The sequence below is a fragment of the Amycolatopsis sp. NPDC043887 genome (assembly GCF_056435665.1).
Genome location: NZ_JBWKEB010000021.1, coordinates 1 through 18319, shown reverse-complemented (window position 1 = coordinate 18319; position 18319 = coordinate 1). Strand labels below are relative to the sequence as shown.

Genomic DNA, 18319 nt, shown 5'->3' with positions numbered 1-18319 from the left:
TGTCCTCGCCCCCGGGCACCGGCCGCGCCCCGGGGTGCGGGTGCGGCTCACGGAATCCGGCGTCGGCGTGTTCCGTCTCCAAGCACGCGTGTCCCGTGCCTGGACACGCGAATCACGCCAAAGCGGGGCCGAACCCGCGCTAGAGCTCGTCGCGGCCCGCGCCACGCGATGGCACGGCGGTGAACAGCCTGGGGTGGCGCAGATCCGCCGCTTCGTACGCGGCCTTCACCGCTCGCCCGACGGTGTCCACATCGGACTCGCGGACCAGCGCGATCGCGGAACCCCCGAAGCCGCCGCCGGTCATCCGCGCGCCGAGGGCCCCGGCTTCGCGGGCCGAATCGACGGCGAGGTCGAGTTCACGGGTGGAGATCCGGTAGTCGTCGCGCATGCTCACATGCGAGGCGTCCAGGTGCGGACCGATCTCGGTGATGCGGCCCGCCCGCAGCAGGTCCACGGTGTCGAGGACGCGCTGGTTCTCGGTCACCACGTGGCGCACCAGCGGTACGAGGTCGTCCGGCAGCCTGCCGAGCGCGGCGTCCAGCCCATCGACGCTGATATCCCTCAGCGCCTTCACCTCGAGCAGTTCCGCGGCACGCTCACAGCCCCGGCGGCGTTCGCCGTAGCCGCCCTCGGCGTGCGAATGCTTCGTGCGGGTGTCCATGATCAGGATCCGGACGCCCGATTCCTCCAGCGGGAACGGCACCTGTTCCATCTCGCCGGAGCGGACGTCGAGGAACAGCACGTTCGATTCCGTGCAGCACAGGGAAGCGGTCTGGTCGAGCAGACCGGTCGGCGCCCCGACGAAGTCGTTCTCCGAACGCTGCACCCAGCGGGCCACTTCGTGCAGGCTCGGCGAACCCCCGCCGGTGCCCGGAATGGTGCCCGCCAGCCCCAGCAGGGCGAGCGCGACAGCGCATTCGAGCGCGTGGGAGGAGGACAAGCCCGCCCCCGACGGCACGTTCCCCGCGATCGCCACGTCCGCGCCGGCGCCGAGGCCCTGGTCACGCAGGACCCACGCGACCCCCGCCGGATACGCGGCCCACCCCTCGACCGAGCCGGGCCGCAGGTCGGCGACGGTCAGCGGGCCGGATTCCTGGACCCGGCCGTCCGAGCCGAGGGTGGCCACGGTCAGCACACCGTCCTCGCGCGGCGTCGCCGCGGCGGCGAGCCGGTGCGGCAGGGCGAACGGCAGCACGAAACCGTCGTTGTAGTCGGTGTGCTCACCGATCAGATTCACCCGGCCCGGCGCGGACCAGACCCCGGACGGAGCCCGGCCGTGGAGGGCCAGGAAGGTCTCCGCGGCGTCGGACGCGGCGCTCACCTGGCCTGCGCCAGCACGGCGTGCAGCGCCGACACGGGCACCTGCGCGGTGTTGCTCCCGCCGGTGACCTCGATGGTGCCGCCGGGCGCCGTCTTGCCGACCTTGACCCGGCTGCCGGGCACGATGCCGACCGACTTGAGCTCCGTCATCAGCGTCTCGTCCAGCTGGACGTGCTCGGCGATGCGGCGGATCTCGACCTCGCCGCCGCCCATGCGGGCGAACTCGTCGAGCCGCACGAGGTCGGCTTCGGCGGGTGGAGCGGGATCGCCGTCGCCGAGCTTGTCGAGCCCCGGGATCGGGTTGCCGTAGGGCGACGTGGTGGGGTGGTCGAGCAGCTTGACCAGCTTGCGCTCGACGGCCTCGCTCATCACGTGTTCCCAGCGGCAGGCCTCGTTGTGGACGTGCTCCCACTCCAGGCCGATGACGTCGACCAGGAGGCGCTCGGCCAGCCGGTGCTTGCGCATGACCGCGATGGCGAGTTCGCGACCGTGCTCGGTCAGCTGCAGATGCCTGTCGTCCGCGACGACGACCAGTCCGTCGCGCTCCATCCTGGCGACGGTCTGGCTCACGGTCGGGCCGCTCTGCTGCAGCCGCTCCGCGATCCGGGCCCGCAGCGGGACGACACCTTCTTCTTCGAGCTCGTAGATGGTACGCAAGTACATCTCTGTGGTGTCGATGAGATCGTTCACGCTGTCCCCTTCGTCCGCGTTGCTCATCGTAGTCGCTGGCACTGACAGCGACGCAGGCGTGGGGAGAACAAGCACCGAGGCGGGAAAAGTCCCCCAAGCTGGGCAGGGAGCCGTGCGGCACGGAAAGATGGGCCCATGCGCCCCATGATCACCACCAGCGAACTCGCCGCGCAGCTGTCCGGGCCGGAATCGGCACGCTCCGTAGTGCTCGACGTCCGCTGGCGGCTCGCCGGCCCGCCCGGCGCCGATTCCTACCGTGAGGCGCATCTCCCGGGCGCGGTGTACGTCGACCTCGACACGGCGCTCGCCGGGGAGCCGGGCGACGGCGGCCGTCACCCGCTTCCGGAACCGGAGACGCTTCAGCGGCATCTGCGGGCGGCCGGGGTCCGCGCCGGTCATCCGGTCGTGGTCTACGACGACGCCGACGGTTCGGTCGCGGCCAGGGCGTGGTGGCTGCTGCGCTGGGCCGGGCACGCCGAGGTCGCCGTGCTGGACGGCGGGTTCGCGGCCTGGACCGAGGAGGAGCGCCCCGTCACCGCCGAGGCCCCTTCGCCCGAGGAGGGGGACATCGTCGTGAAGCCCGGCGGCATGCCGGTGCTGGAGGCGGACGAGGCGGCCACGCTCGCCAGGGACGGCTTGCTCTTCGACGCGCGGGCGAGGCCGAGGTACGCGGGGGAGACCGAGCCGATCGACCCGCGCGCCGGGCACATCCCCGGCGCGGTCAACGCGCCCTTCTCCGGGCATCTCGGGGAGGACGGGCGCTGGCGCGACGCCTCGGAACTGGCCGAGCGGTTCGAAGGTCTCGGCGTGACCCCGGGGACCCCGGTCGGTGTCTACTGTGGATCGGGCGTCACCGCCTCGTCCGTCGTGCTCGCGCTCGAGGTCGCCGGTCACCCGGAGCCCGCGGCGTTGTACGCGGGTTCGTGGTCGCACTGGTCGCGCGATCCGGGGCGCCCGGTGGCCACCGGAGATCTGCCCGGCTGACCCGCGGGCGTCCGGAACGACGCACGAGCCGCGTCCGGGCACTAGAGTTCGGACCATGCGAGCACCGGCCGTCGTATGGGACTCCTCGCTGCTGGGCTACGACCTCGGCGGCGAGCATCCGTTCAATCCGGTGCGGCTCGAACTGACGATCCGGCTCGCCACCGAGCTCGGCGTGCTCGACGGGGTCGACCTGCTCGTCCCCGGCCCGGCGGGCGAAGACGAGCTGTGCCGCGTGCACCTGGCCGAATACATCGAGGCCGTCCGGCAGGCGCCGATGACCGGTGCCGACTTCGCGCACGGGCTCGGCACCGAGGACAACCCGGTGTTCACCGGGATGCACGAGGCTTCCGCGCTGGTCGTGGGCTCGACGCTGCTGGCCGCGCGGAAGATCGCCGAGGGTGAGGCGACGCGGGCGGTCAACATCGCCGGCGGGCTGCACCACGCGATGCCGGGCAAGGCGTCGGGTTTCTGCGTCTACAACGACTGTTCGGTGGCGATCTCGTGGCTGCTCGACCACGGTTTCGACCGCGTCGCCTACGTCGACACCGACGTGCACCACGGCGACGGCGTGCAGACGGCCTTCTACGACGATCCGCGCGTGCTGACCGTTTCCCTGCACCAGCACCCCTTCACGTTGTGGCCGGGAACGGGGTACTCGGCGGAGATCGGCAAGGGCGGGGCCGAGGGCACCGCGGTCAACCTCCCGCTGCCGCCCGGCACCCGCGACACCGGCTGGCTGCGGGCGTTCGAGGCGGTGGTGCCGTCGCTGCTGGAACAGTTCCGGCCGCAGATCCTCGTCACCCAGTGCGGCGTCGACTCGCACGAGGAGGACCCGCTGGCGGACCTCTCGCTGTCGGTGGACGGCCATCGCGCCATCTACCGGCGGCTGCGCGAACTGTCCGAAGCACACGCCGGTGGCCGTTGGCTCGCCGTGGGCGGCGGTGGTTACCAGCTGATCCGGGTGGTGCCGCGCTCCTGGACCCATCTGCTCGCCACCGTGCTCGGGCGCGACGTCGACCCGGCGACGGCGCTGCCGCCGAACTGGGTCGCGTCGATCTCCAGGGCGGCGCCGCAAGCCGAGCTCCCGGCAGGCATGTCCGACGGCCGCGAGACCGTGTTCGTCCCGTGGGGAGACGGAGAGGACGAGCCGGTCGACATCGCCATCCGTGACACCCGCCGCGCGATCTTCCCGCTGCACGGACTCGATCCGGACGATCCGAGGGACTGACATGGCCAGTGAGGACACCAAACGCGACCCGTACGACTACCCGCGCGAGTGGGAGGCCGACGTCCTGCTCTCCGACGGCGGCACGGTGCATCTCCGTCCGGTGATCCCCAGCGACGCCGACGGGCTCGTCGCCTTCCACGGCAGGCTGTCCGAACGCACCCGGTACTTCCGGTACTTCGGCGCCTATCCGCGGATCCCGCAGCGCGACCTCGAACGGTTCTCCGTCGTCGACCACCACGACAGGGTCGCCTTCGTCGCGCTGCTGGGCGACGACATCGTCGCGGTCGGCCGGTACGAACGGCTCGAACACGGGCCGTCGGCCGAGGTCGCGTTCGTCGTCGACGACGCCCACCAGGGCCGCGGGCTCGGGTCGATCCTGCTGGAACATCTGGCCGCCGCCGCCTCGGAATGCGGACTTCGCCGCTTCGTCGCCGAGGTGCTCGCCGAGAACGCGGCGATGGTCCGCGTTTTCCGCGACGCGGGCTACCAGGTCAGCCGCGAGATCGAGGAAGGCGTGCTGCACCTGGAGTTCGACATCGACCCGACCGAGGAGTCGCTCGCCGTCGCCCGTTCCCGGGAGCAGGCCGCCGAGGCGCGCAGCGTGCACAATCTGCTGCACCCGAAGTCGGTCGCGGTGATCGGCGCGTCCACCGATCCGACGAAGATCGGCTACGTCGCCCTCACCAACCTCCTCAGCGCCGATTTCGCCGGCACCGTCTACCCGGTCAACCCCGAGCACAAGTCCGTCCGCGGCGTCCGTGCCTATCCGTCCGTCGTGGACATCCCCGAGGACGTCGACCTCGCGCTGGTCGCCGTGCCCGCCGAGGCCGTCGAGTCCGTTTTGGACGGTGCGCTGGCCAAGGGGGTCAAGACCCTCCTGATCGTCTCGGGCGGGTTCGCCGAGGCCGGGCCGCACGGGCTGCACGCCGAGCTGAGGCTGGTCGGGGAGGCCAGGGCGCACGGGATGCGGGTCGTCGGCCCGAACGCCCTGGGTGTGCTCAACACCGACGCGTCGGTCCGGCTCAACGCCACCCTCGCGCCCCGTCTGCCCGCGCGCGGCCGCACCGGGTTCTTCTGCCAGTCCGGCGCGCTGGGCACCGCCATCCTCGCCGACGCCGAGGCGCGAGGTCTCGGGCTGTCGACGTTCGTCTCGGCGGGGAACCGGGCCGATGTCTCCGGCAACGACCTGCTCCAGTACTGGGAGACCGATCCGGCGACCGACCTCGTCCTGCTGTACCTGGAATCGTTCGGCAACCCGCGTAAGTTCGCGCGGCTCGCGCGGCGGCTGGCGCGGACGAAACCGGTGGTGGCGGTGAAATCCGGCAGGCACGCGGTCCGTCCGCAGCTCGCCGCGACGTCGGCGGAGGTCGACGAGTCCAGCGTCCAGGCCCTGTTCGAACAGGCGGGTGTCGTCCGTGTCGACACGCTCGCGCAGCTCTTCGACACCGCGCTGGTCTTCGCGCATCAGCCGCTGCCCGCCGGCCCACGGGTCGCGATCGTGGGCAACTCCAGCGCGATCGGGCTGCTCGCCGCCGACACCGCGCGGGCGCACGGCCTCCGGCTGGCCGCCGATCCGGTCGACGTCGGGCCGCAGGCGAGCCCGGAGGAATTCGCCGCGGCCGTGCGTGAGGCGCTCAACTCGCCGGAGACCGACGCGCTCGTCGTGGTCTTCGTGCCGCCGCTCGCGATCCCGGGCACCGCGTACGCCCGCGCGCTGCGGGAGGTCGTCGTCGAGATGGACAAGAACAAGCCGATCGTGTCGACCTTCCTCGCCGTCGAGGGGGTGCCGGACGAGCTGGCCGTGCTGTCCGAGGACGGGGTGCCGACGCGGGGTTCGGTCCCGTCTTACCCCAGCCCCGAACGTGCGGTGAACGCGCTCGCGCGAGTCGTGCGCTACGCCGCCTGGCGGCAGCGGCCGCAGGGGAACCTGGTGCGGCCCGTGGGCCTGCACGCCGAGCAGGCGCAGGTGATCGTCAGCGAACTGCTGGCGGCCGAGGAGGGCAAAACGACGCTGCTCTCCGATGACGACGTGGTCCGGCTCCTGGGCTGCTACGGCATCGACGTGGTCCCGTTCCAGGTCGCCTCGTCCGCGGACGAGGCGGTGAAAGCGGCCGAGGAGCTGGGTTTCCCGGTCGCCCTCAAGGCCGTCGACGAGCGGCTGCGCGGCAGGCCGGACCTCGCGGGCGTGCGGCTCGATCTGTCCTCTGTGGACGGAGTACGCCGGGCGTACGCCGATCTGCGCGAGATCTCCCATGACGACGAGGTCTACGTCCAGCGGATGGCGCCCAAGGGCATTTCGTGCGTGGTCGGGCTGCAGGACGATCCGTCGTTCGGCACGCTCGTGTCGTTCGGTCTCTCCGGGCTGGTCAGCACGCTGCTGGGGGACAGGGCCTACCGTGCGGTCCCGCTCACCGACGTCGACGCCGCCACGCTGCTGCGCGAACCGCGGACTTCGCCGCTGCTGACCGGGTACCGCGGCGACGAACCGGCGGATCTGGCCGCGCTCCAGGACATCGTGCTGCGCGTCGCGGCGCTCGCCGAGGACAACCCCGAGGTCCGCTCGATGACGCTCGACCCGATCCTCGCCTCGCCGGACGGCGCCTTCGTCGCCAACGCGCGGATCGTGCTGGGCCCGCCGCCGTCCCGGCCCGACACGGGACCGCGACGGCTGCGGCCGATCAACGCCCCTGCCTGAGCCCCGTCAGGAATCCCACTCCTGGGGCGAGCGGGCCGCGAGATCCGCGTCGTGGCCGGTGAACGCCGCGATATCGCCACGGATCGTGTTGTGGAACGCGACGATCCGCCCGTCGTGGACGAGTTTCGTCTGCACCGCCCGTGCTTCCCCGGCCAGGGGACCGGCGGGGATGGTCAGCGTGGTGGCGGTGTGCACGAGATCGAACCCGCCGCCGAGCGGACGGCTCGACACCTGGCGGATCCGCAGCGTGCTGCCCCGGTAGATGGTGTCGAAGATGTTCTGGCTCTCGCGTGCGATCGTCGCGCGGCCGCGCTGGATGCGGCCGAGGACGTCGACGAAATCCGCGTCCTCGGCGAAGTTCGCGGCCCACGCCTCGCCGTCGCCCGCGTTCCAGGCGCGTTCCAGCGCGGTGATGATCTCCTCGGTGGTCATCGCTATCCTTTCCAGAACATCGATCTATTGGTTAGAACAACGTTCCAAATTTTCGAGGAGCATACATGCCCGCGGACCTGCCCGGCATCGTCCGGTTGCGCGACCGTCGTGAGGCGCTGACGCTGCGCACGATCCTGACGGCGGCCCGCGGCCTCTTCGCCGAGCGCGGGTACGCGCGGACACCGATCCGCCTCATCGCCCAGGAAGCGGGGGTGTCCCCGCAGACCATCTACGCCCACTTCGGTTCGAAGGCCGGTGTCCTCGGCGGGCTCGTCGACCTCCTCGACGACGAGGCCGGGATCCCCGACCTCGTCGCCGAGGCGCAGCGGACCGAGGATCCGGTCGCGTTGCTCGGCCTCCTGGCCACGGTCGCCCGCCAGGTCCGGGAACGCTGTGGCGACATCGTCACGATCCTCGGCTCCGGTGCGGCCGTCGATCCGGACATCGCCGCGACACAGGCGGAAGGTGCCCGGCGTAACCGGCTCGGCGTCGAGATGGTCGTCGGCCGCGTCCGAGAGAGCGGGCGCGCCGTGGTACCCAGGGCCGCGGACATCGCCGTGGCCCTGATGAGCGCCGACGTCCACACCAGCCTCGTCGCCGAGGCCGGGTGGAGTCACGACGACTACGAAGCCTGGCTCAAGGACACCTTGGTCACGGCGCTGCTTCGGTGACGCAGGGTCTTGCCGAAGAACGCCGAGAGCTGAGCGCGCTGCGTGGCGACGCTCCGCGCCGGATCGATGGTGCCGACGAAGGCGGCCGGGGCGTTGCCCAGTTGCGGCAACAGCGTCTGGTAGTCGGTGAAACTGAAATGCTCCCCGTCCGGCAACCGCACCTCGCGGGTCCAGCCACGCTGGTTGCGGAGGAACTCCTGCCAGGACGCGTCCGACGCGGCGCTGTGGTCACCGGCGCTCATCAGCAGGAACGGCCGGTCCAGTCCCTCGTCGGCGACGCGGCCGAAGATCCGCTGCGACTGCGAGTGGGCCATGCTGCCGTCCAGATCCGCTCCGGCGACGACGCGCCGGTCGCTCACCATCGTCTCGCCCGCGGTGAACCCGCCGGCGGAGTGGCCGAACATGCCGGCCTCGGTCAGTCCGAGCGAGTCGAGGACGAAGCGCGTGTCACGGACGCGAGTGTCGATCACGCGTTTCGACACCTCGATGCTCGACGGCGGCAAGGCCTTCTTCTCGACACGGCCGCCGGGGAACTCCACCGCTTCCGCTTCGTGGGTGTGGTCGATGGCCACGACGACGTAGCCTTCGCTCGCGAGCTGTTCCTGGTGGGTGGTGCCGTGCGAACGCGACAGGGTGCCGCCGGGCGAATACAGCACGACGGGCCGCTTGCCACCGATCGCGGGCGCGCCGATCCGGGAGTGGGTGGGGAAGCGGTAGTCGAGCTGGTCCGCCGTCATGCCCAGCTTGACGGCGTCGCCCTCGGCCACCACCTTCGCGACACCTGGCGCCATGTACGGCGCTTTCGGCTTTCCGCTCGGCAAGGCCGGGTACCGCACGGTGACCATCAATTCCCTTGTCGCACCGGGAACCCACGGGTCTTGGCGGGAGTGATCGACGAGATGGAGGTCGGTGCTGCCGACGGCGTACGGACCTGTCGGCGCGGGAAGGCTCAAGCGGACGGGCGCCGCCGACGCGGGCGGCGCGAGGAGGACGGCGGGCAGGGCGAGAGTGGTCGCCAGTACGCCGATCCGGCGCGTTGTTCGTTTCATGGCACCGAACGTAGGCAGCGGGCGGGTGCCGGGGCATCGGGAAGATCACCGGTGCCGACCCTGGGATCAGCCCCGGGGCTCACTGCCGCGTTTAGTCCTCTGAATGCGGTAGTTGTCAGCGCGAACTATCGCGTTCAGAGGACTAAACGCGGGGGTAGCGCAGCTCCCACGCCGCTCGGGAACCTTCCGCCGCCAGTTCCCGTTTGAGCACCTTGTGCGTCGCCGTCCTGGGCAGTTCGGCGAGCGTCCGGATGAACCGGGGCCGCTGCTTCGGTCCCAGATCGCCTTGCGCGACAACGAAAGCGGCGAGCTCGTCGGCGTCGATCGGCGACCGGCAGACCAGGGCGGCCATCACCTGGTCACCCACCCGCGGATCCGGCACGCCGTACACGGCGGCCTCGCTGACGGCGGGATGTCGCAGGAGCGCGCGTTCGATCGGGGCGGTGCCGAGGTTTTCGCCGTCGACGCGCAGCCAGTCGCCGAGCCGTCCCGCGAAGTAGCAGTAGCCGTCCGCGTCCAGGTACGCCAGGTCACCGGTGTGGTACATCCCGTCGCGCATCCGCTCGGCCTCGGCCGCCGGATCGCCGTAGTAACCGGCGAAGAAGCCCGGGCCACCGGTGTTGACCAGTTCGCCCACCGCCTCGGCGGCGTTGAGTAGCCTTCCGCCTTCATCGAACTCCGCCGGGGGACAGGGTTTTCCGGTCTCCGGGTCGAGGACGGCGACGCCGTCGAGCAGGCGGCCGAGCGAACCGGGCGGGGTGGAGGCGTCCCTTCCGAAGTTCACTCCGCCCTCGGTCGAACCGAAGGCGTCGACCACGTGGCAGCCGAATCGCGTGCCGAAGGCGGCGAGGTCGGCTTCCGCGCCTTCGTTGCCGTAGACCAGTTTCAGCGGGTTGTCGGCGTCGTCGTCCCGTTCGGGAGTGGTGAGCACATAGGACAGTGGCTTGCCGACGTAGTTGGCGTATGTCGCCCCGAACTTCCGGATGTCCGGCAGGAAACCGGAGGCCGAGAACCGCCGCCGCATCGCGATCCCCGCGCCAGCGGCGAGCCCGACCGACCAGCCCGCCATGATGGCGTTGGAGTGGAACATCGGCATCGACACGTACACGGTGTCCTGTGTGGACAGACCGAACCTGGTGGCCAGCATCTCGCCGGGGTAGGCGATCTTGCCGTGCGTGCACCGGACGGCCTTCGGGTCACCGCTGGTGCCGGACGTGAAGATCAGCATGAGCAGGTCTTCCGGCTTCGCGGCCACGGGCTCGAAAGCTTCTCGCGCCGGCCCCAGCTCGCTCAGCGGCAGCACCGGCACACCGGCGTCGGGCAGCAGCGGAAGGTACTTTTCCTCGGCGAACACCACCTCGCAGTCGGCCAGTGCGACGTCACGGGCCAGTGCCGCGCCCCGGCGCGTGGGGTTCAGGCCGACCAGCACGTGTCCCGAGAGCGCCGCCCCGCCGAGCAGGAACGAGAACTCGGGAACGTTGTCCGCCAGCAGCCCGAAGTGCCCGCCGGGCCGCAGGATCGCGGTGAGCGCGGCGGCGTGCCCGGCGCAGGCCCGGATGTGCTCGGCCCACGTCCAGCGCCGGTCTTCGAACAGCAGGCCGGTCGAGCGGTCCTCTGCCCGCGCGAGCAGGAGTTCCGTGACCGTGGGGGTCATGCCGGGTCCGCGGCCAGCAGGTCGCCGAGGCCCCGCAGCTGCGTGGTCGCTCCGCCCAGGGTGAACTCGAGCCGTTTCGCCGCGACGAAGTAGCGATGCAGTGTGTGGTCGACGTCGATGCCGACCCCGCCGTGGACGTGCACGGCGGTGTGCGCGACGCGATGCCCGGCCTCGGCCGTCCAGAACTTCGCCGTCGCGACCTCTTCGGCCGCCGGTAACCGTTCGCTGAGCCGCCAGGCGGCCTGCCACAACGTCAGCCGGACGGCTTCGACGTCGACGTAGGCGTCGGCGAGCCGCTGCCGCACCGCCTGGAAACTCCCGATGAGATGGCCGAACTGCTTGCGCTCCCGCGCGTACGCCGCGGTCAGCTCCAGCGCCCGTTCGACCACGCCGAGCTGCTGCGCGCAGACGCCGACCGTGCCCCGCAGTCGCAGCCATTCGCCGATGTCGCCCAAGGATGTGGCGGCCTTCGCGCCGGACAGCTCGACGAGTGCCGCGTCGGCGTGGTCGACGGTCCGCTGCGGCGAGACCGTCACGGCGTCCCGGTCGAGCAGGAACACCTGACGGCCGCCGTCGATGGCGGCTTCGACGAGGAACCCGTGCGCGAACGCGCCCGACGGCACCGCGGTCTGCGCGCCGGTCAGCCGCCAGCCGTCGCCGTCGGCCTCGGCGGTGAACCCGCACGGCACGCCGTAGTCCGGCAGCGCGACCGCGAGGACGTGGTCACCGCGCAAGACCGGGACGACCCAGCGCTCCGCGAGCCGTCCGTCGCCGAATTCGGCAACGGCGGCGGCGCCCAGGACGACCGACGTCAGATAGGGCACGGGCGCGACCGCGCGGCCGATCTCGGCCAGCACGGAACACTGCTCCAGCAGCCCGAATCCGCCACCGCCGACCGACTGCGGCAACGCGGCGTCGAGCACCCCGGCCTGGGCCAGTGAAGTCCACAGTGGAGCGTCGAAGCCGCCGGAACCGTGCGGCCCCAGCACGTCGGGGGTGACCTTGTCCGTCAGGATCCGGCGCGTGAGCGAAGCGAGATCCTGCTGCGCTTCGGTGAGCGTGAAGTCCATGGGTGTCTCCTAGCGCGTGACGGGCAGGCCGAGGGCGGTCGCGGCGATCATGTCCCGCTGGATCTCGTTGGTTCCGCCGCCGAAGGTGAGGATCAGCGAAGACCGGTGCAGCCGTTCGATCCGGCCGCGCAGCTGGGCACCGGGGGAGCCCTCGCGGACGACGGCGCCCGCGCCGAGGATCTCCATCATCAGCCGGTACGCCTCGGTCGCGAACTCCGTGCCGAAGACCTTCGTCGCCGACGCCTCCGCCGGGCCGAGCTCGCTGCTAGTGGCCGCCCAGGCGATCCGCCAGTTCCGCAGCTTCAGGTATTCGGCGTGCGTGTGGATCCGCGCCAGGTGCAGCCGCACCCACGGCTGGTCGATGACGCGCGAGCCGTCGGGCAGTTTCGTGGTCTGCGCCCAGCTCCGCACCTCGCGCAGCGACGTCTGGATCGGGGCGGCCGAGGTCAGCGCGACACGTTCGTGGTTGAGCTGGTTCGTGATGAGCGGCCAGCCCTCGTTCTCCCCGGCGACCCGGGAGGTCACCGGGACGCGCACGTCGTCGTAGTAGGTCGCGCTCGTGCCAGGACCGGCGACCGTGTGCACCTTCGTCCAGGAGAAACCGGGGGCCGAGGTCGGCACGATCAGCATGCTCAGGCCCTTGTGCCTGCGGGCGTCGGGGTCGGTGCGGGCGGCCAGCCAGACGTAGTCGGCGTACTCGATCAGGCTTGTCCACATCTTCTGGCCGTTGATGACGTAGTCGTCGCCGTCGCGGACCGCGCGGGTGCGCAGTGACGCCAGGTCGGTGCCCGCGCCCGGCTCGGAGTAGCCGATCGCGAAGTGCAGCTCGCCGGCGGCGATCTTCGGCAGGTAGAACGCCTTCTGTTCTTCGGTGCCGTAGCGCATGATCGTCGGCCCGACGGTGTTCACCGTGAGGAACGGGACGGGCACCCCCGCCGCGGCCGCCTCATCGGTGAAGATGAGCTGATCGAGCATCGGCCGGTCCTGCCCGCCGTACTCGCGGGGCCAGCCGATCGCGAGCCAGCCCGCACCGCCGAGGTCCCGGACGATTTCCTTGTACACCAGGCCGTTGCCGTACTCGCCGCCGTCACCGGCCAGAGCTTCACGGCGTTCGGGGGTCATCAGCCCGGCGAAGTACTCCCTGAGTTCCGCCGCCAGCGCCCGCTGCTCCGGCGTGTAGTCGATCCGCATCCGTCACCTCTGCCGTCGGTGCTCGTTACTGGTGCCATGGCCGCTCGCAGCGGTAGGGTAGAACCTGTTCTAGTTGTACCAGGTATGGCGGCGAGGAGGGAATATGGAGATCGACGTCGATCGCTCGCTCTGCGAGGCGAACGCGATCTGTGTCGGCTTCGTGCCCGAGGTCTTCGATCTCGACGACGACGAGGAACTTGTCCTCGCGTCGGCCGAAGTTCCACAGAATCAAGTAGAACGTGTTACTCAGGCTGTGGCGAGCTGTCCGAAAAATGCCCTGCTCATACGTGGTTAACACCGTCTATTTGCTGCTTGCATCGAGCAAGAACAGATTCTAATGTGTGCGGAGAGGCAAGGAGGCCCGGAGTGAGTTTGGACGGCAGGACGGCCATCGTGACCGGGGCCGGCGCGGGACTCGGCCGGGCCGAGGCGCTGGCGCTGGCCGCCGCGGGAGCGTCGGTGGTGGTCAACGACGTGTCGGCCGCGGCGCGGGCGGTGGCCGACGAGATCGAGGCCGAGGGCGGCAAGGCCGTCGCGGTCACCGGCGACGTGTCGGAGTCCGCGACCGCGGACGCGCTGCTCACCGCCGCCGTCGACCACTTCGGCGGGCTGCACGTCCTGGTCAACAACGCGGGCGTGCTGCGCGACCGGATGCTGTTCTCGATGTCCGACGACGAATGGGACACCGTGCTCCGGGTCCACCTTCGCGGGCATTTCCTGCTTTCGCGCAACGCCGGGGCGTACTGGCGCGACAAGTCCAAAGTGGACGGCGCGCCGGTGTACGGCCGGGTGGTCAACACCGCGTCGGAGTCGTTCCTGCTCGGCGCCCCTGGCCAGCCGAACTATGGCGCGGCCAAGGCGGGCATCGCCGCGCTCACCGTCTCCACCGCACGCGGTCTTTCCCGCTACGGCGTCCGCGCCAACGCGATCTGCCCGCGCGCCCGGACGGCGATGACCGAAGCGGTCTTCGGAGCCGACGCGCCGGAAGGGATCGACCCGCTTTCGGTCGACCACGTCGCACCGTTCGTGTCGTTCCTCTGCTCGCCCGAGGCCGATCGGGTCAACGGCCAGGTGTTCCTCGTCTACGGCGGGATGGTCGCGCTGATGCGGCCGCCGTCGGTGGAACAGCGGTTCGACACCGTCAACGGCACCTGGACCGCCGACGAACTCGCCACCAGCGTGGGCGGCTACTTCGCCGACCGCGACCCGGAGCGGATGTTCTCCGCGTCCGAGATCATGTCGCTGCCGTGAACAACAGGAACAGGTGTGGATGACGATGGGCAGGCTCGATCACAAGGTAGCGCTGATCACCGGCGGCGCCCGCGGGCAGGGCGAGGCGGCCGCGCGGCTGTTCGTCGCCGAGGGCGCGCGCGTGGTGATCGCCGACATCAACGACCTCGATGGCAAGAAGCTGGCCGCCGATCTCGGTGAGTCCGCCGTCTACCAGCATCTCGACGTCGGGGACGAGGCCGAATGGGACGCCGCGATCGAGCGCACCGTCTCGGAGTTCGGCCCGCCGACCGTACTGGTCAACAACGCGGGCATCCTGCACTTCTCGGAACTCGGCAAGACCACGCTCGCCGACTACGAACGCGTCATCCGGGTCAACCAGATCGGCGCGTTTCTCGGGATGCGTTCGGTCGTTGAACCGATGACCGGGGCCGGAGGCGGCTCCATCGTCAACGTGTCCTCAGTCGAAGGGCTCGCCGGAATGCCGTTCCTCGTCGCCTACACCGCGAGCAAGTTCGCGATCCGCGGGATGACCAAGGTCGCCGCGCTCGAACTCGGCGCGAAGAACATCCGGGTCAATTCGGTCCATCCCGGCGCGATCGACACCCCGATGGTCGCGGCCGCCGCGGGCGGGCAGAAAGTCGACATGTCGTGGGTGGGCAAGAAGGTCGCCCTCGGCCGCGTCGGGCAGCCGGAGGACATCGCGAAACTCGTGCTGTTCCTGGCCAGTGACGAAAGTTCGTACAGCACGGGCGCGGAGTTCGTCGCGGACGGCGGCGCCACGGCCACGCATGCTCTCAGATTTTGATCGGGCGCGAAGCGCCTCCGTTGAGGGTGGTGGTGGGGGCATGGATGGACTGACGCGGAGGTGCCGAGAGCAAAGTGAACACCGCTAACGCACTGGGGCGTTGACAGGTGGAGTAAGACTCGGGGCAGGCGACTGGGAGGTTCTGTGGGAGCGACGGTGTCCGTCCCCGGTACGGGTGCGCTCACACAGGTCGGCAGGCTCGCGACCCTGTCGTGGGAAGTCCTGCGCGCGATCTTCAAACGCCCGTTCCAGTTCCGCGAATGGATCCAGCAGTGCTGGTTCTTCGCCAGTGTCACCATCCTGCCGACGGCGCTGGTGGCGATCCCGTTCGGCGCCGTCATCGCGTTGCAGCTGGGCTCGCTGACGCAGCAGATCGGCGCGCAGTCGTTCACCGGCGCGGCCAGCGCGCTCGCGATCGTGCAGCAGGCGAGCCCGCTGATCACCGCGCTGCTCGTGGCGGGCGCGGGCGGCAGCGCGGTCTGCGCCGACATCGGCGCCCGCAAGATCCGCGAAGAGATCGACGCGATGGAGGTACTCGGGGTCAACCCGATCCAGCGCCTGATCGTGCCCCGCGTACTCGCCGCGATCGTGGTTTCGGTGCTGCTGAACGGTTTGGTCAGCGTCGTCGGTGTGCTCGGCGGCTACTTCTTCAACGTCGTCATGCAGGGCGGCACCCCCGGCGCGTACCTCGCCAGCTTCAACGCGCTCGCCCAGGTGCCGGATCTGTGGATCAGCGAGATCAAGGCGCTCCTGTACGGTTTCGTCGCCGGGGTGGTCGCGGCGTTCCGCGGGCTGAACCCGGCGGGCGGGCCGAAGGGCGTCGGCGACGCGGTGAACCAGGCCGTGGTCATCACGTTCCTGCTGCTGTTCCTGATCAACGTCGTGCTGACCGCGATCTACCTGCGGATCGTCCCGCCGAAGGCGATGTGACATGGCAGGTGAACCCGCTGTTTCGGACCGGACGCTCGAAATCATCGCGCGTCCCGGCGCGATGCTGGAAGGCTTCGGCGGCCAGCTGTCGTTCTACTTCCGCGCGCTGGCCTGGACCCCGCGCACGATCCGGCGCTACGGCCGCGAGATCTTCCGCCTGCTGACCGAGGTCAGCTTCGGCACCGGCGCGCTCGCGGTGATCGGCGGGACGCTCGGCGTGATGATCGGGATGACGCTGTTCACCGGTCTCATCGTCGGTCTGCAGGGCTACTCCGCGCTGAACCAGCTCGGCACCGCCGCGCTCACCGGGTTCATCTCGGCGTACTTCAACACCCGCGAGGTCGCGCCGCTTTCGGCCGGGCTGGCGCTTTCGGCCACCGTCGGCTGCGGGTTCACCGCGCAACTCGGCGCGATGAAGATCTCCGAGGAGATCGACGCGCTCGAAGTGATGGGCGTGCCGAGCCTGCCGTACCTGGTGACGACGCGGGTGATCGCCGGCGTCACCGCGGTCATCCCGCTCTACGCCGTCGGCCTGCTTTCGTCGTACCTCGCCTCGCGGCAGATCACGATCTGGCTCTACGGCCAGTCGTCGGGCACCTACGACCACTACTTCACGCTGTTCCTGCCGCCCGAGGACGTGCTCTGGTCGTTCCTCAAGGTGATCATCTTCAGCGTGCTCGTCATCCTGTCGCACTGCTACTACGGCTACACCGCCAGCGGTGGGCCCGCCGGGGTCGGCGTCGCGGTCGGGCGCGCGGTGCGGACGTCGATCGTGCTGATCTCGGTCCTCGACTTCTTCCTCAGCCTCGCGATCTGGGGCGCCACGACGACGGTGAGGATTTCCGGGTGAACAGGAGGACTCTGCTGCAGCGGCTCCGGCACCAGGTGCTGGGGCTGATCTTCCTCGTGGTGGTCGTGCTGTTCTTCGTCACCACCATCGCCTTCTACCAGAAGGCCTTCACCACCGTGACCCTGGTGAAACTGGAGACCGACCGCATCGGCAACCAGATGCGCGTGGGCGCGGACGTGAAGGTGCGCGGGATGGTCGTCGGCGAGGTCCGGACGATCCAGGCGCACGGCGATCGCGCGACGATGGAACTGGCGCTGCAACCGGACAAGACGTCGGTCATCCCGTCGAACGTGTCCGCGCGGCTGCTGCCCAAGACGTTGTTCGGCGAACGGTATGTCGCTTTGCAGATACCGAACAAGCCGGAGCGGCACATCGCCGAGGGCGACGTCATCCCGCAGGACCGCAGCAGTAGCGCGATCGAGCTGGAAACCGTGCTCGGCAACGTGATGCCGCTGCTGCAGGCCGTCCAGCCGGAGAAGATGGCCAGCACGCTCAACGCCGTCGCGTCCGCTTTGGACGGTCAGGGCAAGCAGCTCGGCGCGACGCTGGCGGGGCTTTCGGGCTATCTCGGCAAGGTGAACCCGTCGCTGCCCGACCTCAAGGCCGACATCACCGGGCTGGCCGACGCCGCCGCCGTCTACGACAAGGCCGCGCCGGATCTGCTGGCCGCGCTTTCGGACCTGACCACCACGAGCAAGACCCTGGTCGAGAGCCAGCGCGGACTCGCCGACGTGTATTCGACGGTGACCGCGGCCTCGATCGACCTGACGAGTTTCCTGAAAGTGAATCAGGACAACCTGATCCGCCTCACCACCAACCTCCAGCCCACCTTGGACGTCTTCGCGAAGTACGCGCCGGAGTACCCGTGCCTGCTCAAGCAGCTGGCCGAATCGGTGCCCCGCGCGGAACTCGCGTTCGGCAAGGGGACCGCGCATCCCGAGGTCAGCCGGGTGACCATCGAGTTCACGCCGAGCCGGGGCAAGTACCTGCCCGGCGTCGACGAGCCGAAGTACAACGACAAACGCGGCCCGCGCTGCTACCCCCAGGTGCCGCCGCCGGGCCGCTGGCCGCAGTACCCGCCGGACGGCGCCATCGACGACGGGTCCTCGAAACCCGCGCCGCCGCGCGATCCCGACGGCACCCTGCCCTCGAACGGGACCGTGCCTTCGGGCGGGAGCGCGGGCGGTTCGGTGATCAACACGCCGGACGAGCAGCGGCTGATCGACCTCCTCGTGTCGCCGGCGATGGGCACGACGCCGGATCAGGTGCCGAACTGGGGGAGTCTGCTGGTGGGGCCGCTGTACCGCGGGGCGGAGGTGGAACTCAGGTGAGCTGTGCAGGAAAGGTGCGGTCGGAGCCGAACCTGCGGACACGTGTGGGTACAGCTGGTCGTGAGTGGCGATTCGGGGTGGAACCCGAATCGCCACCCCCCACCCCCTCTACCCCCCCCGGAACAATTTTGCCGGGTTGGGGGGGTCTCAATGAACGAAAGTCTGGACGTTTTTTCCCCACGCCCC

General features: G+C 70.1%; 17 protein-coding genes. 10 read left to right on the top strand and 7 right to left on the bottom strand.

Annotated features, from left to right (window positions below; genetic code table 11):
• Positions 1–139: 139 nt before the first annotated feature.
• Together galK and AC069H_RS37535 are read right to left on the bottom strand one after the other, a co-directional pair.
• The gene (galK, locus tag AC069H_RS37540; protein ID WP_478235490.1) at positions 140–1321 is read right to left on the bottom strand and encodes a galactokinase; all 1182 of its coding nucleotides are present in this window, start codon (positions 1319–1321) and stop codon (positions 140–142) included.
• Positions 1318–2037 (bottom strand): iron-dependent transcriptional repressor DtxR, encoded by a 720-nt coding sequence (locus tag AC069H_RS37535; protein WP_378436529.1) that lies wholly within the window; start codon positions 2035–2037, stop codon positions 1318–1320. Before AC069H_RS37535 ends, galK begins: the two co-directional genes overlap by 4 nt.
• A gap of 108 nt (positions 2038–2145) precedes the next feature.
• On the opposite strand from AC069H_RS37535, the gene AC069H_RS37530 reads away from it, so the two are divergent.
• Genes AC069H_RS37530 through AC069H_RS37520 form a run of 3 tightly spaced genes read left to right on the top strand, consistent with a single transcriptional unit; the run spans position 2146 to position 6917 of the window.
• Positions 2146–2994 (top strand): sulfurtransferase, encoded by an 849-nt coding sequence (locus AC069H_RS37530; protein ID WP_478228697.1) that lies wholly within the window; start codon positions 2146–2148, stop codon positions 2992–2994.
• Positions 2995–3049: 55 nt separating this feature from the next.
• Positions 3050–4222 carry an acetoin utilization protein AcuC gene (locus tag AC069H_RS37525; RefSeq protein ID WP_478228696.1) on the top strand — a complete coding sequence of 391 codons (1173 nt, stop codon included), beginning with the start codon at positions 3050–3052 and terminating at the stop codon, positions 4220–4222.
• A 1-nt stretch (position 4223) separates the two neighbouring features.
• The gene (locus tag AC069H_RS37520) at positions 4224–6917 is read left to right on the top strand and encodes a bifunctional acetate--CoA ligase family protein/GNAT family N-acetyltransferase (RefSeq protein WP_478235489.1); all 2694 of its coding nucleotides are present in this window, start codon (positions 4224–4226) and stop codon (positions 6915–6917) included.
• Positions 6918–6923: 6 nt separating this feature from the next.
• On the opposite strand, the gene AC069H_RS37515 is transcribed toward AC069H_RS37520, so the two are convergent.
• Positions 6924–7349 (bottom strand): SgcJ/EcaC family oxidoreductase, encoded by a 426-nt coding sequence (locus AC069H_RS37515; RefSeq protein WP_478228694.1) that lies wholly within the window; start codon positions 7347–7349, stop codon positions 6924–6926.
• A gap of 65 nt (positions 7350–7414) precedes the next feature.
• Here AC069H_RS37515 and AC069H_RS37510 point away from each other — a divergent pair, with 65 nt between their 5' ends.
• A complete protein-coding gene (locus AC069H_RS37510; RefSeq protein WP_478235488.1) occupies positions 7415–8020 on the top strand; it encodes a TetR/AcrR family transcriptional regulator in 606 nt (201 codons plus the stop codon).
• Here AC069H_RS37510 and AC069H_RS37505 read toward each other — a convergent pair.
• The 4 genes from AC069H_RS37505 to AC069H_RS37490 all read right to left on the bottom strand — a co-directional run bounded on the left by AC069H_RS37505 (position 7972) and on the right by AC069H_RS37490 (position 12984).
• Positions 7972–9069: an alpha/beta hydrolase family protein gene (locus AC069H_RS37505; protein WP_478235487.1), complete on the bottom strand. Its 1098-nt coding sequence runs from the start codon at positions 9067–9069 to the stop codon at positions 7972–7974. The two genes, AC069H_RS37510 and AC069H_RS37505, sit on opposite strands and share 49 nt — an antisense overlap.
• 142 nt (positions 9070–9211) lie before the next feature.
• Positions 9212–10723: a long-chain-fatty-acid--CoA ligase gene (locus tag AC069H_RS37500; RefSeq protein WP_478235486.1), complete on the bottom strand. Its 1512-nt coding sequence runs from the start codon at positions 10721–10723 to the stop codon at positions 9212–9214.
• Entirely contained in the window at positions 10720–11793 is a 1074-nt protein-coding gene (locus AC069H_RS37495) for an acyl-CoA dehydrogenase family protein (RefSeq protein WP_478235485.1), read from the bottom strand. Before AC069H_RS37495 ends, AC069H_RS37500 begins: the two co-directional genes overlap by 4 nt.
• A gap of 9 nt (positions 11794–11802) precedes the next feature.
• Positions 11803–12984 carry an acyl-CoA dehydrogenase family protein gene (locus AC069H_RS37490; RefSeq protein WP_478235484.1) on the bottom strand — a complete coding sequence of 394 codons (1182 nt, stop codon included), beginning with the start codon at positions 12982–12984 and terminating at the stop codon, positions 11803–11805.
• Positions 12985–13087: 103 nt separating this feature from the next.
• On the opposite strand from AC069H_RS37490, the gene AC069H_RS37485 reads away from it, so the two are divergent.
• From AC069H_RS37485 to AC069H_RS37460, 6 genes are all read left to right on the top strand, one after another.
• Positions 13088–13279 carry a ferredoxin gene (locus AC069H_RS37485; RefSeq protein WP_478235483.1) on the top strand — a complete coding sequence of 64 codons (192 nt, stop codon included), beginning with the start codon at positions 13088–13090 and terminating at the stop codon, positions 13277–13279.
• A gap of 71 nt (positions 13280–13350) precedes the next feature.
• A complete protein-coding gene (locus AC069H_RS37480) occupies positions 13351–14235 on the top strand; it encodes a 3-oxoacyl-ACP reductase (RefSeq protein ID WP_478235482.1) in 885 nt (294 codons plus the stop codon).
• Between the two features lie 25 nt (positions 14236–14260).
• A complete protein-coding gene (locus AC069H_RS37475; protein WP_478228686.1) occupies positions 14261–15022 on the top strand; it encodes a glucose 1-dehydrogenase in 762 nt (253 codons plus the stop codon).
• Positions 15023–15166: 144 nt separating this feature from the next.
• Positions 15167–15952, top strand: coding sequence for an MlaE family ABC transporter permease (locus AC069H_RS37470; RefSeq protein ID WP_125675589.1), 786 nt, complete (start codon positions 15167–15169; stop codon positions 15950–15952).
• A 1-nt stretch (position 15953) separates the two neighbouring features.
• A complete protein-coding gene (locus AC069H_RS37465) occupies positions 15954–16802 on the top strand; it encodes an MlaE family ABC transporter permease (RefSeq protein WP_340683278.1) in 849 nt (282 codons plus the stop codon).
• Positions 16799–18133 carry an MCE family protein gene (locus AC069H_RS37460; RefSeq protein WP_478235481.1) on the top strand — a complete coding sequence of 445 codons (1335 nt, stop codon included), beginning with the start codon at positions 16799–16801 and terminating at the stop codon, positions 18131–18133. The genes AC069H_RS37465 and AC069H_RS37460 overlap by 4 nt, the downstream gene beginning before the upstream one ends.
• Positions 18134–18319: the final 186 nt, after the last annotated feature.

Bases quoted from the DNA above. Each gene is read 5' to 3' on its own strand.
- AC069H_RS37535 (WP_378436529.1), bottom strand. From the start codon at position 2,037: ATGAGCAACGCGGACGAAGGGGACAGCGTGAACGATCTCATCGACACC.
- AC069H_RS37530 (WP_478228697.1), top strand. From the start codon at position 2,146: ATGCGCCCCATGATCACCACCAGCGAACTCGCCGCGCAGCTGTCCGGG.
- AC069H_RS37525 (WP_478228696.1), top strand. From the start codon at position 3,050: ATGCGAGCACCGGCCGTCGTATGGGACTCCTCGCTGCTGGGCTACGAC.
- AC069H_RS37520 (WP_478235489.1), top strand. From the start codon at position 4,224: ATGGCCAGTGAGGACACCAAACGCGACCCGTACGACTACCCGCGCGAG.
- AC069H_RS37515 (WP_478228694.1), bottom strand. From the start codon at position 7,349: ATGACCACCGAGGAGATCATCACCGCGCTGGAACGCGCCTGGAACGCG.
- AC069H_RS37510 (WP_478235488.1), top strand. From the start codon at position 7,415: ATGCCCGCGGACCTGCCCGGCATCGTCCGGTTGCGCGACCGTCGTGAG.
- AC069H_RS37505 (WP_478235487.1), bottom strand. From the start codon at position 9,069: ATGAAACGAACAACGCGCCGGATCGGCGTACTGGCGACCACTCTCGCC.
- AC069H_RS37500 (WP_478235486.1), bottom strand. From the start codon at position 10,723: ATGACCCCCACGGTCACGGAACTCCTGCTCGCGCGGGCAGAGGACCGC.
- AC069H_RS37495 (WP_478235485.1), bottom strand. From the start codon at position 11,793: ATGGACTTCACGCTCACCGAAGCGCAGCAGGATCTCGCTTCGCTCACG.
- AC069H_RS37490 (WP_478235484.1), bottom strand. From the start codon at position 12,984: ATGCGGATCGACTACACGCCGGAGCAGCGGGCGCTGGCGGCGGAACTC.
- AC069H_RS37485 (WP_478235483.1), top strand. From the start codon at position 13,088: ATGGAGATCGACGTCGATCGCTCGCTCTGCGAGGCGAACGCGATCTGT.
- AC069H_RS37475 (WP_478228686.1), top strand. From the start codon at position 14,261: ATGGGCAGGCTCGATCACAAGGTAGCGCTGATCACCGGCGGCGCCCGC.
- AC069H_RS37465 (WP_340683278.1), top strand. From the start codon at position 15,954: ATGGCAGGTGAACCCGCTGTTTCGGACCGGACGCTCGAAATCATCGCG.